A 15036-nucleotide genomic window follows, 5' to 3' on the forward strand; every position below is an offset into this window, starting at 1 on the left:
CTCATCGTATGAACGTAGATATTTTAAAAATTTTTGTTACTGTCGTTGAACAGAAACATTTCTCCCGTGCAGCAGAATTATTAAACCTTTCACAGCCTGGCGTAAGTATGCACATTCGCAATTTAGAAAATGAATTTGGAACTACACTCATTCAGCGCTCTCCGAAACATGTTCAAGTTACCGAAGCAGGAAATATTTTATATATACACGCAAAGCAAATGCTCTCTCTTTATGAAGATGCTAAGCAAGAAATTAATGAACTACATAACGTTGTAACAGGAACTCTTCGCATCGGTGCTAGTTTTACAATTGGTGAATACTTACTTCCAAAAATACTTGCTAACTATGCGAATGAAAATCCACACGTCGAAGTTCATACTTTTATCTCTAATACAGAAGACGTTTTGCAAAGCCTTCGCTCTAATCAAATCGATATCGGCTTAGTGGAAGGGCAAGTCGTATACGCCGACGTTGACGTTGAAACGTTTATGCAAGATGAAATGAAGCTCGTCGTCCCGCCAAATCATCCACTGCTCCGCACAAATGAAGTGAATGAAAGCACACTTCAAGATCAAGTATGGGTATTACGAGAAAATGGTTCTGGTACACGCGCTTATAGTGACCGATTTATTCATCAACACCATTTAAAACTGAAACGATTCTTTACATTTAGTAGTATCCAAAGCGTGAAGGAAGCCGTCGCTGCCGGGCTTGGCATCGCTATACTTTCTGATTGGACTGTACGGAAAGAGCTACTTGCAAAAGAACTATTCCACGTCAAAGTTCCAAATGAACAACTCATCCGTCCATTCTCCATCGTGCGCGGCAAATATTTTATTCCGTCTAAGGCCATTCAAGTGTTTTTAAATCATGTAGATTCTTTTGCGAAAAAACAGCATTGACCTTCACATTAGTGTGAAGGTTTACAATATGTTTAAAAGGAGTGAAACACATTGCGAATTGGGGAATTATCAAAAGAAACTGGCGTTAGCGAAAGGTCACTAAGACATTACGAAGAAAAGGGATTACTCCCTTCGAAGCGCCTCAAAAATGGCTACCGTGATTTTGATGAAAATGCTATCGAAAAAGTGGAGCTTATTCAAATGTACTTGCAAATTGGCTTAAATTTAGAAGAGACGGCAAGGATGCTGCGCTGCCTTGAAATTGAACCGCACCTGTACGACAATCCGTGCAGTAGTATCCTTATGCTTTACGAAGATAAACTCAATGAAGTAACAAAGCAAATCTCATTGCTTTCCAACATTCAAACGAATTTGCAAAAACACGTTTCACTCCTAAAACAAGCAAAAGAAAAGGGATGATTACATGTTTGTTATACATGGCAGTTCAAGACAAAATGGAAATACAGAAGCTTTAACACGTATGATGATAGAGGGCGTTGAAACGGAACAAATTTACTTGCGGGACTATACAGTTCATCCTATTACAGATCAACGTCATGATGCAGAAGGTTTCCAAACTGTACATGATGACTACGAGCAGTTAACGAAACGCATGTTAGAGCACGACACGATTATCTTTGCTACACCATTATATTGGTACGGAATGAGCGGACATATGAAAAACTTCGTCGATCGCTGGTCACAAAGCTTGCGTGATACATCCCTTCATTTCAAAGAAAAAATGAAAGGCAAAAAAATGTATGTTGTCATCGTTGGTGGAGATAATCCAAAACTAAAAGCATTACCGCTTATCTCCCAGTTCCAATACATCTTTGATTTTGTTGGTTCATCATTTGAAGGGTATATTGTTGGAGATGCGAATGGACTAGATGAAATCCAAAATGATGCTGAGGCACTGACAAAAGCAAAAATTTATAATAACGAATTCAAAAATAGTAAATAGAAATTAGTTTGACAAAAACGATGACATCAAATCTCTCGAACAAGAATACGAAACATTATTAGTTCAAATCCAAGAATGTAAAGAAGTGCTCTAATGTCTTCCCTATATATCGACAGGGCCTTCCGCATTTCCCAAGAAATATTGGAACTTCGACATAGAAATATTAGACATAACAACAAAAAGCCGTGCATCAGCACGGCTTTTCATTTTAGATACGGACAGCAGTCCCGCTTACAGCAACCATTAGCATCCCTTCGCGAACTACTTCGTAATCCACGTCGATACCAACAATTGCGTTCGCATTTTTTTGTCTTGCGAAAGTTTTCATTTCTTCCATCGCGATGTCGCGCGCTTCTTTTAATTTACTTTCATAAGCGCCAGCACGACCGCCGACAACGTCACGGACAGAAGCGAAAAGGTCACGAACGATATTCGCGCCCATAATCGCTTCTCCATTGACGATATCGATATACTCAATAATTTCTTTTCCTTGAATTGTAGACGTTGTTGTTACAATCATACTTTATAGCCTCCCATATGAGATTTTCACCTACTTATGGTGCACTAATTCAGTACAAATTATATTTACAAACTAAACTGCGCTTCGTATAACCTACTATATCCTCCGCCACGCTCAATTAATTCATCATGTGAACCTTGCTCTGCAATACCGTCTTTATTTACAACGACGATACGATCTGCATTTTTAATCGTTGCAAGTCTATGCGCAATCACTAATGTTGTACGGCCAACTGCTAATTCTGCAAGCGATTTTTGAATTGCTAGTTCCGTCTCTGTATCTAGTGCAGAAGTCGCTTCATCTAAAATTAAAATTGGCGGGTTTTTCAAGAACATACGGGCAATCGCTAGACGTTGCTTCTGTCCGCCTGAAAGTTTCACGCCGCGCTCACCGATAACAGTATCTAAACCGTCTGGTTGTGAGTAAATTAAGTCTTCTAACTGCGCACGTTTTACCGCCTGCCAAATTTCAGCCTCTGACGCCTTTAAATTTCCGTAAGCAATATTTTCACGTATCGTTCCTGAGAATAAGAACACATCTTGCTGCACAATTCCGATTTGCTTACGAAGTGAAGATAACGTCATATCTTTCGTATCAATACCATCAATTTGAATCGATCCAGATGATTGTTCATAAAAACGTGGTAATAAGCTACATAACGTTGTTTTCCCCGCCCCAGATGGTCCAACGAATGCAACTGTTTCACCTGCATGGATTTTCAAACTAATATCATTTAATATCGGTTCTTTATTTTCATATCCGAACGTAATGTTGTCATATTGAATATCACCATGTACCTGTTTAACTTCTATCGCATCTTTAGAATCTACAATATCTGGCTCTGTTTCAAGAAGCTCTACATATCTCTTAAAACCAGCAATCCCTTTCGGATAGCTTTCGATTACTGCATTAATTTTTTCAATTGGGCGGAAGAAAATATTCGTTAATAGAACGAATCCGATAAATCCACCGTACGTTAATTCACCTTGCAGAACAAACCATGTACCGCATATTAAGACGAAGAGCGTTACGAGACGCATGAGCATATAACTAATTGACGAATTTAACGCCATAATTTTATAAGCCATTAATTTCGTTGTACGGAAACGAGCGTTGTTCACAGCAAATTGCTCCTTCTCAAACTTTTCATTTCCGAATGCTTGTACAACGCGGATACCACCAACGTTGTTCTCAATACATGCATTGAAATCAGCAACGTCTGAGAATAAACGTCTAAACGTACCTGTCATTTTTTTGTTGAAATACAGCGCTAACCATAATAGGAATGGAATGACAAAGAACGTTAATAGCGCTAACTTCCAGTTGATCATCATCATAAATGAGAACGCCCCAACTAAAGTCATAATAGCGATAAATAAATCTTCTGGCCCATGGTGAGCAATTTCCCCAATTTCCATTAAGTCGTTTGTAAGACGTGAAATTAAATGACCTGTTTTATTATTGTCAAAAAATCTGAATGATAGCTTTTGAATGTGATCAAATAATTTCTGCCTCATATCTGTTTCAATGTTAACACCAAGCATATGTCCCCAATATGTAACTACATATTGTAAGCCTGCATTTAACATATAAACTGCAAGTAAACCGAAACAAGCCCATAAAATAAGCGTCCAGTTTTGCCCTGGCAATAACTTATCAATAAATTGATTTACGATAAGCGGGAAGCCAAGTTCTAGTAATCCTGCGACGACTGCACAAGAAAAGTCGAGTATAAATAAACCTTTATACGGTTTATAGTAAGAAAAAAATTTACGCAGCATATCTTACCTCCATTTTCCAAAATTAAAAAGACTCTCTAAATGATAACCATTATCAAATAATTATTCAAGTGATTCGACTATGAAACTGAAAATAAGGTTCACGATAGTCGTCGTTTTTTGCCGAAAAGTCGATATATTTGAATAATCGCTGATATATCCGGATAATCGTCGATATAATTCGATTTGCGCTGATATATTCCAATAATTGCCGATATAAATTTTATTTACTACTAATCCCTCCACAACAAAAAAAGGTATCACCACAAGGTGACACCCTCACTGCTATTACATGGCTTCCGAATCCCACTCATGCTCCTGCTGAACAAATACAACACCTAATTCATGGTGTCCCCCAGCATACAACGCCGTTTGAGCAAGGCGAAGCTCTCCACTTGTATCTAATACTTCTAATTTACAAAATGCTCCTGTCGTCTTCGTTTGAAGCGCATCATAAAATTCCTCAGCGCTTCTTGGAATGACTCCATTTACTTTCGTAATAATTTCTCCAGGCAGTAAATTCAGCTCTGCACCAATTGTATTCGGGATTGTATCTAATACAACAAGCCCATCATTACGTGCAGCGAAGTACGCCGGTCTTGTCTCATCAGCAATTTTTTCTTGCATAGAAATTGTGAAACGCCCAAGCATTGCGACTCCCATTGCGATAATGGCAAGTACGTGCCACCAATAACTTGCGATTCCTAAAACAAGTACAATTCCTGCTAATCCGTAGACACGTCTTCCTGTAAATAATAAAGCTTCCGTCGGCTCATAACTTCTGATCCTTCTCATAAATCCAATTAAAAATGGAACGAGGAATAGAGAATATGTATCAGAACCGATTGAAACGACAGGCCACCATGAAATAAACTGCGTTACCGCATCACCTGGTACAAGAATAAAAATAGGAATGATCCATAAACGCTTGGATTCGTGTAAACCAATCTTTAGCCCACGCTTCCCCTTCCTAACCTTCGGCGTAGAATATCCTACTGCATTTTTAGAAATCAACAAACCCTCTACAACAAGCATGACGCCTAGTAAAATAGCAAGAGATACAATCGTACTCTCCTCACCATCTCGAAGCTGTAAGAAGGAAACTGGTAGCTTAGAAGATAATAGAACACATACCATCGCGATACTAAATGTATAAGCTGCTGATAAATATCGATACATAGCAGTTATTCCAAATAATAACGTCCAAAGTAAGATGACCCATAAGCTCGCTTTAGAAACAACAAGTCCAAGTCCAATTGTAATAATAGATACAACTAATCCGTATTTAACTCCTGCAAATAGAGACGTTCGCAGTTCAAACCAAATATCATAAACTTTAAAGGAAAAATCCTTTCGTTCTCGTAACATACGTAAGTATCCAACGAAGATACTACTTATTAAAAATACATAGACAGCAGGGTGTAAGAAAAAACGTCCAACTGCCCGCATTATTTCAAAAATCCATGCCTCCACGAACCCATTCACCACCATTTATATCATTCTTTCTTTTTATATTATCATAACTGGACAAACGTTTGTTTAACACAAAAAAATACAGGCAGCAAACTGCCTGTATTTTTTTACTTCGCTATTAATTTTAATGCTGATTGTAATTGTAGATCATTTTCTCCAGAACGGATTTTTTCAATAATTTTCGTTTGAATCGCCTCAGCTGTCTTTTTATCTAGCTGTCCTGTCGCTTCCATCTCATTCGCATTTTGGAATGCTTTCAGCGCTGATTCTGTCTCTTTACTAAAGTATCCATCTTCACGTCCTGGTACATATCCTAAGCTCTTAAGCATTTCCTGCGCGTGCTTTACTTGTACATCATTTGAATTGTATGAAAGTGTCTTTTCAATTTGAATTGGTGTCGCATGATAATAATCCGGTTGCTTCACTTCTACGGTTGGCGCGATTCCTTTTTTATGAATCCAGTTTCCATCCGGTGTTAACCATTTAAACATCGTTAATTTGATGTTGCTGCCATCTTTAAATGGAACGGCTTGCTGCACAGTACCTTTACCAAACGTTTTTTCACCAATTAAATCGTATCCTTCTCCCTCTTTTAACGCACCCGCTAAAATCTCTGAAGCAGAAGCACTTCCGTTATCAATTAATACTGAAATTGGATATGGCTTTCTCTCTTTCAGTTCCGTAGAGAATTTCTTCTTCTCACCATTTCGTTGCTCTACTTGTAGCATCGGCTTTTTATCCGTCATAATTTCCCCTAGTATCTCTTCTACACTATTTAAGTAGCCACCAGGATTACCACGCACGTCAATAACTAAGCCTTTTATGTTTTTCTTCTCTAACTCTTTTAACTGATCCTTAAATTCTTTCGCTGTATTTTCAGCAAAGGAAGTGATTTGCATATAACCGATATCTTTTCCGCTCTCTTGTTTCACAGAACTAAACACTGTGAAGATCGGAATTTTTTCACGCTTAATTTTAAATACAATCGGATCAGCTACTCCTGCACGCTTAATTTCAATCGCGACAGTCGTTCCTTTTTTACCACGAATCTTTAATACTGCTTCTTCACGTGATAAATCTTTCACACTATTTCCATCTACAGATAAAATTTGGTCATTCGGTTTAATTCCAATCTTTTCTGCCGGTGAGCCTTTAATTGGTGATACGATAATAAGCTTACCGTCCGTTTTGTTCACCTCAGCCCCAATCCCCTCTAGCTCAGGATCAAGCGATTCACTAAACTGTTTAGCCGTTTCTTTATCCATATACGTGGAATAAGGGTCCTTCAGCGTAGACAACATACCTTGTATTGCACCTTCGACTAACTTGTCATCCTTCACGTCTTCCACATAACGTGAATCAATTAGTGCATACGCCTCATTAATTTTTGCCAAATTCCCTTGCGCAGTGCTAGCGTTTCCACTCGAAATTGTTTGCGTCACTTCTGCTGGGTTAACCCCAAATAAAGACATACCTGCAAACATTCCGCCAGCACCAATTAAAAATGCAACAACCATTCCAATAATTGCAACTCTACGTTTCAATGCGGAATTCCCCTTTCCAAAACACACAGGTGGTGTAGCAAAAGGCATCACACAGCGTGTGATGCCTTTACCTATTTCTACTATATGATAAGCTTGTACGAATTATGTTTGCAACTTTTTATACTTTTAAGAAACGACGAATTGACATTACACTTCCCCACATACCGATTAAAGCCCCAATTAATACTAGTAAACCAGCTAATTGGAATACGAAAGGACTATATGGTAGAAGCTCGAAAATTGTTCCGCCAAGTTTTTCGTTAAACACACTTTGCAGTGAATTATACGTAACAAGAATTAGACCAATTGGAATAATTGATCCCAATACTCCTAGGAATAATCCCTCTAACAAGAACGGCCAACGAATAAACCAGTTTGTTGCACCTACAAGTTTCATAATTTCGATTTCTGTACTACGAGCATAAATTGTAATTTTAATTGTGTTAGAGATTAAGAACATCGCTGTGAATAAAAGACCAGCAATTAGTGCAATCCCGATATTACGTCCTGTTTTTACAGTATCAAATAATTTTTCAACTTGACCTTTACCGTATTGAACGTTACTTACAAACTGCATTTTTTCAATCTTTTTCGCAATTGTTGCTGTATCTGTTGGTTCTTTTGCTTTTACAATGAATACGTTTTTCAGTGGGTTATCTTGTTCAAATAACTCAAACGCTTTTCCGCTATCGCCTAAGCTTTTAATTAAGGTTTTTAGCTCTTCCTCTTTAGAAGAATATTTAATAGAGTCTACTTTTGCAATCTTACTCATATCATCTTCTAATTTCTTTTGATCAGCTTCTTTTGCTGCTGGATCAATGTGTACACGAATCTCAACATCTTGCTCTACCTTCGTAGCAAAATGGTTCATATTCATAATGGCTGTTAAAAAGACACCTACAAGTAATAATGTAACTGTTACTGCACTAACAGAAGCAAACGTCATCCATCCGTTACGGGATAGATTTTTTACACCTTCTCGCAAATGTCGACTAAGGGTCTTAGCCTTCATATCCGTATCCTCCCTCAATCTCGTCTCGAACAATTTTTCCGCCTTCAATCGCGATTACACGATGACGAATTGTATTTACGATATCTGCATTATGCGTCGCCATAACAATTGTTGTACCGCGCTCATTAATGCGAGTAAAAATCTTCATAATATCTAGAGCTGTTTCAATATCTAAGTTACCTGTTGGCTCATCGGCAATTACAACCTTTGGTCGATTTACAATCGCTCTCGCAATCGCAACACGTTGTTGCTCTCCACCTGAAAGTTCACCTGGAAGTGCGTCTGCACGATCTTCAAGACCTACAAGACCTAAAACTTCTGTTACACGCTCACGAATTGCATCTGGTTCTTCTTCAATTACTTCTAAGGCAAACGCAACATTCTCATATACCGTTAATTTAGGTAGTAATTTAAAATCTTGGAAAATTACGCCTAATTGACGACGGAAATATGGAACATCTCTTTCTGCCAATGTTTCAATGACAAGTCCATTTACATTAATTGATCCTGTAGATGGCTTCTCTTCACGATACATCATTTTAATAAATGTAGATTTTCCGGCTCCACTCGGTCCAACTACGTATACAAACTCACCTTGTTTAATGTTAACTGTGAGACCAGCAATGGCTTTCATACCATTCGGGTACTCCTTATAAACATTCGTCATTTTTATCATTATTTATCACCCAATACTTAATGATTTTTTTCGAAATACTTTTCTGTACATTTGAAAATAGAAGATAGCCTTTTATTCCCGCTTAACCATTCTTGTTGAAGGTAGTCTACTTATACTCTGTTTCTAAGCAATACTACTCTTATGTAATATATTTCAGCAAAATTCTACAAACCCCATTGTAACATCAAACGGTTTCCAATTCGGATACATTTTTGTTACAGTTATGTTACATCCCCAAAAAGGGAAACGAGTTGACTATATGAATCAACTCGTCCATTTTACCCTTCTTATTTATGTTCAGCTAACCATTCAGCTACTTTTTTCGCATCTTCACCTTGAATGATTCCTGGTGACATAGAACCGCGGCCTTTTTCAATAATCTTTTCAATCTCTGCTGCGTCATATTTCTGTCCTACTTTTCGTAAATCCGGTCCAGTTGCTCCTGATAAATCTTTCGCGTGACAACCTATACAACTTTTTTGATAAATTTGCTCTGGGCTATCTGTGCTTGCAGATTGTTTCGAAGGCTTACTCTCTTCTTTATTTCCACACGCTCCTAAAGCAAAAACGACTGATGTTCCTAGCGCAATAGCCAACAATTTCTTTTTCACTTCTATCGCTCCCCATTGTTGATATTCTTTTCATTCCTAACACACTCATTTTCATTATAAGCATTATCTTTATATAGAAAAACTAAGGTATATTTCATATTCTTCAAAAATACAGTGAGAACCCTAATAATATAAAGCTTTTATAAGATGTTTCAATTCTGTGAACAACTTATAAACTTCTATAAAGAATCCTTTTTGAACGGGAAATCAGAAAAGTTCTGTATAAAGTATTACTCTATTGCCGCTCTGTTTTACTATTCTCTACTTTTTACAAAACAATATACAACATTGTATGCTACATATAATCCCATCAAAAAGAGAAGTTGTCGTTTCCAACTCCTCTTCCTCTGTACTTCATCCATATAAATAAAATAATACGCTTTATATCCTCTATATCCTCAGCATGTGCCAACAATTTTGTTGGCTTTTTTTCGCTTATTAAATGCGAGAACGTAAGTAAGCATCAATAAACGGATCAATTTCTCCATCCATAACTGCTTGCACGTTACCAACCTCTGTATTTGTACGGTGGTCTTTCACAAGAGAATATGGGTGGAATACGTAAGAACGGATTTGGCTACCCCATCCGATTTCTTTTTGCTCTCCACGAATCTCATCTAATTGTGCCTGTTGCTCTTCCAATTTCTTTTGATATAATTTCGCTTTTAACATTTTCATCGCGTGCTCACGGTTTTTAATTTGAGAACGCTCTGACTGACACGTTACAACCGTATTTGTCGGTGTATGCGTAATACGAACTGCTGAATCTGTCGTATTAACGTGCTGTCCACCAGCTCCACTTGCGCGGTACGTATCAATTTTCAAGTCTTCCGTACGCACTTCAATTTCAACTTCATCATTGAATTCAGGTACAACTTCACAAGATACGAACGATGTATGACGACGGCCTGAAGAATCGAATGGTGAAATACGTACAAGACGATGTACACCTTTCTCTGCCTTTAAGTAACCGTAAGCGTTATGACCTTTAATTAATAAAGTAACACTCTTAATACCAGCTTCGTCACCTGGTAAGTAGTCAACTGTTTCAACTTTAAAGCCACGTTTTTCAGCCCAACGTGTGTACATACGTAGTAACATAGAACCCCAATCCTGTGACTCTGTTCCACCAGCACCTGGGTGTAATTCTAAAATCGCGTTATTTTTATCATACGGATCGCTTAATAATAACTGAAGTTCATACTCATTCATTTCTTGAATTAAGCCTTTTACTTCTGATTCAAGCTCCTCATGTAAATCTTCATCATACTCTTCTTTTAAAAGCTCATGCGTGATTTCTAAGTTTTCGAATGTCTCATCTAACTGACGGAACTTTCCAACCATATCTTTCAGTGCATTTGCTTCGTTAATTACAGCTTGTGCGCCTTGTTGGTCATCCCAAAATCCTGCGCCCATCATTTTCTCTTCGAATTCTGCAATTTGTTTCTCCTTAGTAGGGAGGTCAAAGAGACCCCCTAAAAGCCGCTAATCTCTTAGCCATTTTCTCTAATTCCTGTCTAATTTCTACTAATTCCATTTCCTTCACCTCTATGTAATTGCTGTTACTTTCGTATGAAAACAAGGGAAACTCTCTCCACTTATGACGGAGAGAGTTTAATCCTTCTTAATTATACATTTTTGATATAAAAGTTTGCAAAGCGGCCTGAACTAATGCCCTATATTACTTCCCGATACCACAGCAGTTTTTATATTTTTTACCGCTACCACATTTACATAAATCGTTGCGGCCCACTTGGTCACCTTTTACAACTGGCTTTTTCTTCGCTTCTTCGCCATCGCTAGATGGGTGAACTGCTTCACCTTGAACAACTTCTTGACGCTCTAAGTTTTGTTCAATTTCAGCTTTCATAATGTAACGAGCGATTTCTTCTTCAATAGAAGCAATCATTGATTCGAACATTGCGAATCCTTCCATTTGATATTCACGAAGTGGATCGATTTGACCGTAAGCACGTAAATGAATACCTTCACGAAGATGATCCATCGCATCAATATGCTCTGTCCATTTCGTATCTACAACACGGAATACAACAACTTTTTCGAACTCACGCATTTGCTCTTCTGGCATAAGCTTTTCTTTGTCATTGTAACGCTCTATTAATTTCGCGATAATCGGCTCACTCATTTCCTCTGGAGCAAGACGACGTAACTCTTCTTCTTTCACATCTCCTTCTTGCAGAAGGTTTGTATTTAAGTAGTCAACAAGACCTTTAATGTTCCAATCTTCTTCAATTTCTTCTTGTGTATGAAGTGCAACCGCACGCTCTACTGTAGATTTCATCATACCTTCAATAATGCCGCGTAAGTTCTCAGACTCCATTACTTCTTGACGCTGTTTGTAAATAACTTCACGTTGCTGACGAAGTACATCATCGTATTGTAGTAACTGCTTACGTGCATCATAGTTATTTCCTTCTACACGTTTTTGCGCAGATTCTACTGCACGAGAAACCATTTTACTTTCGATTGGCTGAGAATCATCCATACCAAGACGATCCATCATTGCTTTCATGTTATCTGAACCGAAGCGGCGCATTAATTCATCTTCCATCGATAAGTAGAACTGCGTAACACCAGGGTCCCCTTGACGACCAGCACGACCACGTAACTGATTATCAATACGACGACTTTCGTGACGCTCTGTACCGATAACTGCTAAACCAACGTTTTTAATATCTTCTCCAAGCTTAATATCCGTACCACGACCCGCCATGTTCGTCGCAATCGTTACAGCGCCTTTCATACCAGCTTCTGCAATGATATCTGCTTCACGCGCATGGTTTTTCGCATTTAAAATGTTATGACGTACACCTTTACGCGTTAACATTTTTGAAATAAGCTCTGATGTTTCAATTGCAACTGTACCGACAAGAACAGGTTGTCCTTGTTTATGACGATTTACAATATCCTCAACAACAGCATTAAATTTACCCTCCATTGATTTGAAGATTAAATCAGCACGGTCATCACGGACAATCGGTTTATTTGTTGGAATTACGATAACGTTCATATTATAAATGCTACGGAATTCTTCTTCCTCTGTTTTCGCTGTACCAGTCATACCAGATAACTTTTCGTACATACGGAAGTAGTTCTGGAACGTAATTGTCGCAAGCGTCATACTTTCATTTTGAATTTCTACGCCTTCTTTTGCCTCGATAGCTTGGTGTAAACCTTCACTATAACGACGACCTTTCATAAGACGACCAGTAAATTGGTCTACAATTACAATTTCGCCTTCTTGTACAACATAATCTGTATCACGATGCATAACAACGTGTGCACGAAGCGCCTGATTAATGTGGTGAAGAAGTGCTACATGTTTTAAATCAAATAAGTTTTCAATATGGAAAGCTTTCTCAGCTTTCGTAATACCATCTTCTGTTAACATTACATTTTTCGTCTTCACATCAAATGAATATTCTTTTTCATTTTCTAATGTACGAACGAATGCATTTGCAAACATGTATAGCTCTGTTGATTTTTGAGCTTGTCCAGAAATAATAAGTGGCGTACGTGCTTCATCGACTAAGATAGAATCGACTTCATCGATAATAGCAAAGTGAAGTGGACGTTGAACGCACTGCTCTTTATATAACACCATGTTATCACGTAAGTAATCGAATCCAAGCTCGTTATTCGTGCTATACGTAATATCAGCAGCATAAGCTTCTTGTTTCTCTTCTCGTGACATATGATTTAAGTTAATTCCTACTGTTAAGCCTAGGAACTCATGAAGTTGTCCCATTTCGCTCGCATCACGTTGCGCTAAGTATTCATTGACTGTAACAACGTGAACACCTTTTCCTGTTAAAGCATTTAAATATACAGGTAATGTAGATGTTAACGTTTTACCTTCACCCGTTTTCATCTCAGAGATATTCCCTTCATGTAAGGCAATACCACCCATTAACTGTACGCCATACGGACGCATTCCAAGAACACGAGTCGCAGCTTCACGAACAACCGCAAAAGCTTCAGGTAGTAGATCATCTACTGTTTCACCTTTTGTTAGACGTTCTTTAAATTCAAGCGTCTTCCCTTTTAATTGTTCATCAGTTAATGGCTTAATAGATGGCTCTAATGCATCAATTTGCTCAACTGTCTTCTGCATACGTTTAATTTGGCGTTGATTTACATCAAATACCTTTTTTAAAATACCGATCATAGGAAATACGCTCCTCTTTTTATTAAAATAAAACTTCCGATTGTTTTTCTTTTTCTCTATTACAATCAGTCGTTATAAAAATCAAATGTATGTTATGCCAATTTTTCTCCTAATTAAAAAAACTAAAATGTATATACCTAATGATAATTGTAACACTTGTCTTATAACTATGACAACAATCGGCCGAATGTCTCGTTCTAAATTAAGAAAACTTTTTTTAAAAATCTATTTTCAGCAAAAAAAGCGCAGCCATTTCGGCTGCGCTTTTGAATTATTATTTAGTTTCGATTAAACCATATTTCCCATCTTTACGGCCATATACAACATTAGTTTCATTTGTATCAGCATTTGTGAAGACGAAGAAATTATGTCCTAGCATATCCATTTGTAGGATCGCTTCTTCAACATCCATCGGTTTTAAATCGAATCGTTTTGTACGTACAAGTTCTAGTTCATCCTCTTCTACCGCATCCAGGACAGCTACTGCTTCTGGAAGGATAAAGTTCGTTTTTATAGAACCTTTCTCACGTAACTTACGATTTACTTTTGTTTTATGTTTACGAATTTGTCGCTCAAGTTTATCAACTACTAAATCGATAGCAGCATACATATCGCTATTAGTTTCTTCTGCACGAAGTAATAAATCAGTAAATGGGATTGTTACCTCGACACGTTGCTTGTCAGAGTATACTTTTAAATTAACTTTAATCTCTGGGAATGTATCAAAATAACGCTCTAACTTACTTAGCTTTTTCTCTACATATTCCTTTAATGCTGGAGTTACTTCAATATTTTCACCACGAATGTTGAATTTCATAGATGAATTCCTCCTTTCAAGCCTATGTACTATAATTTCGACACTGGCTTAAAAACTCCTTCTAACTTTTTTAAAAAAATTAGTGGAATTGCGATTTTTTTATCGTTTTTTGTTGAAATGAAAAGATGCATCGTTTCTATCTTTATTTTATCCTATTAGCATCGTGAATAACGAATATAACTGTGGACAATTCGTTACAGAAAAGAAACAACTTTTTGACAACTTAATTTATAACAAAAACCCCTTGCAAAAAACAAGAGGTTCTACATATATATAACGTTGCCACAAACGCAGCTTTCTCTTCCCAAAAACGATATTCCTACAGTTTTACAACATTAGCTGCTTGTGGCCCACGTGCTCCATCTACAATGTCAAATTCAACTTGTTGCCCTTCTTCTAACGACTTATATCCATCTTGTTGAATAGCAGAAAAATGAACAAACACATCATCACCATCTTCACGCTCAATAAACCCAAATCCCTTTTCTGCATTGAACCATTTCACTCTTCCTTGCATGTTCATTCCATTCCCTTCACTCTAAAAATCAGG

14 protein-coding genes are annotated in these 15036 nt (G+C 37.5%); 3 read left to right on the plus strand and 11 right to left on the minus strand.

Annotation, left to right across the window (positions count from 1 at the left end):
* Positions 1–8: 8 nt before the first annotated feature.
* The 3 genes from DN390_RS01700 to DN390_RS01710 are packed head-to-tail and all read left to right on the plus strand — an operon-like array spanning position 9 to position 1866.
* Positions 9–902, plus strand: a complete 894-nt coding sequence (locus tag DN390_RS01700; protein WP_147806447.1) for a LysR family transcriptional regulator — start codon at positions 9–11, stop codon at positions 900–902.
* Between the two features lie 51 nt (positions 903–953).
* Positions 954–1322: a MerR family transcriptional regulator gene (locus DN390_RS01705; RefSeq protein WP_147806448.1), complete on the plus strand. Its 369-nt coding sequence runs from the start codon at positions 954–956 to the stop codon at positions 1320–1322.
* 4 nt (positions 1323–1326) lie between these two features.
* Positions 1327–1866: a flavodoxin family protein gene (locus DN390_RS01710; RefSeq protein WP_147806449.1), complete on the plus strand. Its 540-nt coding sequence runs from the start codon at positions 1327–1329 to the stop codon at positions 1864–1866.
* Between the two features lie 208 nt (positions 1867–2074).
* Here the strand turns inward: DN390_RS01710 and DN390_RS01720 are convergent, their stop codons facing one another.
* From DN390_RS01720 to cspC, 11 genes are all read right to left on the minus strand, one after another.
* The gene (locus DN390_RS01720; RefSeq protein WP_000637523.1) at positions 2075–2386 is read right to left on the minus strand and encodes a heavy metal-binding domain-containing protein; all 312 of its coding nucleotides are present in this window, start codon (positions 2384–2386) and stop codon (positions 2075–2077) included.
* A gap of 65 nt (positions 2387–2451) precedes the next feature.
* Positions 2452–4167, minus strand: coding sequence for an ABC transporter ATP-binding protein (locus DN390_RS01725; protein WP_147806450.1), 1716 nt, complete (start codon positions 4165–4167; stop codon positions 2452–2454).
* Between the two features lie 285 nt (positions 4168–4452).
* The gene (locus tag DN390_RS01730) at positions 4453–5655 is read right to left on the minus strand and encodes a PDZ domain-containing protein (RefSeq protein WP_147806451.1); all 1203 of its coding nucleotides are present in this window, start codon (positions 5653–5655) and stop codon (positions 4453–4455) included.
* 89 nt (positions 5656–5744) lie between these two features.
* Positions 5745–7181 carry a S41 family peptidase gene (locus tag DN390_RS01735; protein ID WP_097950800.1) on the minus strand — a complete coding sequence of 479 codons (1437 nt, stop codon included), beginning with the start codon at positions 7179–7181 and terminating at the stop codon, positions 5745–5747.
* A 118-nt stretch (positions 7182–7299) separates the two neighbouring features.
* Positions 7300–8193, minus strand: a complete 894-nt coding sequence (gene ftsX, locus DN390_RS01740) for a permease-like cell division protein FtsX (RefSeq protein WP_060632872.1) — start codon at positions 8191–8193, stop codon at positions 7300–7302.
* A complete protein-coding gene (gene ftsE / locus DN390_RS01745) occupies positions 8183–8869 on the minus strand; it encodes a cell division ATP-binding protein FtsE (RefSeq protein WP_088115946.1) in 687 nt (228 codons plus the stop codon). The genes ftsX and ftsE overlap by 11 nt, the downstream gene beginning before the upstream one ends.
* A gap of 287 nt (positions 8870–9156) precedes the next feature.
* Complete coding sequence (gene cccB / locus DN390_RS01750) at positions 9157–9480, minus strand: cytochrome c551 (RefSeq protein ID WP_000727967.1); 324 nt, start codon at positions 9478–9480, stop codon at positions 9157–9159.
* Positions 9481–9918: 438 nt separating this feature from the next.
* Positions 9919–11017 (minus strand): peptide chain release factor 2 gene (gene prfB / locus DN390_RS01760; protein ID WP_097950802.1). Its coding sequence is split into 2 segments (ribosomal slippage): positions 9919–10944 and positions 10946–11017, totalling 1098 coding nucleotides; the frame shifts between segments, so codons are not numbered across the junction.
* Between the two features lie 144 nt (positions 11018–11161).
* Positions 11162–13669, minus strand: a complete 2508-nt coding sequence (secA, locus tag DN390_RS01765) for a preprotein translocase subunit SecA (RefSeq protein ID WP_060632874.1) — start codon at positions 13667–13669, stop codon at positions 11162–11164.
* A 274-nt stretch (positions 13670–13943) separates the two neighbouring features.
* Positions 13944–14486, minus strand: a complete 543-nt coding sequence (gene hpf, locus DN390_RS01770) for a ribosome hibernation-promoting factor, HPF/YfiA family (protein WP_147806452.1) — start codon at positions 14484–14486, stop codon at positions 13944–13946.
* Positions 14487–14805: 319 nt separating this feature from the next.
* The gene (gene cspC, locus DN390_RS01775; protein WP_001990088.1) at positions 14806–15003 is read right to left on the minus strand and encodes a cold shock protein CspC; all 198 of its coding nucleotides are present in this window, start codon (positions 15001–15003) and stop codon (positions 14806–14808) included.
* Positions 15004–15036: the final 33 nt, after the last annotated feature.

The organism is Bacillus sp. SH7-1, from assembly GCF_008042405.1.
Taxonomy (GTDB): domain Bacteria; phylum Bacillota; class Bacilli; order Bacillales; family Bacillaceae_G; genus Bacillus_A; species Bacillus_A thuringiensis_N.

Coding starts and splice junctions, on each gene's coding strand:
- DN390_RS01700 (WP_147806447.1), top strand. CDS start 9: ATGAACGTAGATATTTTAAAAATTTTTGTTACTGTCGTTGAACAGAAA.
- DN390_RS01710 (WP_147806449.1), top strand. CDS start 1,327: ATGTTTGTTATACATGGCAGTTCAAGACAAAATGGAAATACAGAAGCT.
- DN390_RS01720 (WP_000637523.1), bottom strand. CDS start 2,386: ATGATTGTAACAACAACGTCTACAATTCAAGGAAAAGAAATTATTGAG.
- DN390_RS01725 (WP_147806450.1), bottom strand. CDS start 4,167: ATGCTGCGTAAATTTTTTTCTTACTATAAACCGTATAAAGGTTTATTT.
- DN390_RS01730 (WP_147806451.1), bottom strand. CDS start 5,655: ATGGTGGTGAATGGGTTCGTGGAGGCATGGATTTTTGAAATAATGCGG.
- ftsX (WP_060632872.1), bottom strand. CDS start 8,193: ATGAAGGCTAAGACCCTTAGTCGACATTTGCGAGAAGGTGTAAAAAAT.
- ftsE (WP_088115946.1), bottom strand. CDS start 8,869: ATGATAAAAATGACGAATGTTTATAAGGAGTACCCGAATGGTATGAAA.
- secA (WP_060632874.1), bottom strand. CDS start 13,669: ATGATCGGTATTTTAAAAAAGGTATTTGATGTAAATCAACGCCAAATT.
- hpf (WP_147806452.1), bottom strand. CDS start 14,486: ATGAAATTCAACATTCGTGGTGAAAATATTGAAGTAACTCCAGCATTA.
- cspC (WP_001990088.1), bottom strand. CDS start 15,003: ATGCAAGGAAGAGTGAAATGGTTCAATGCAGAAAAGGGATTTGGGTTT.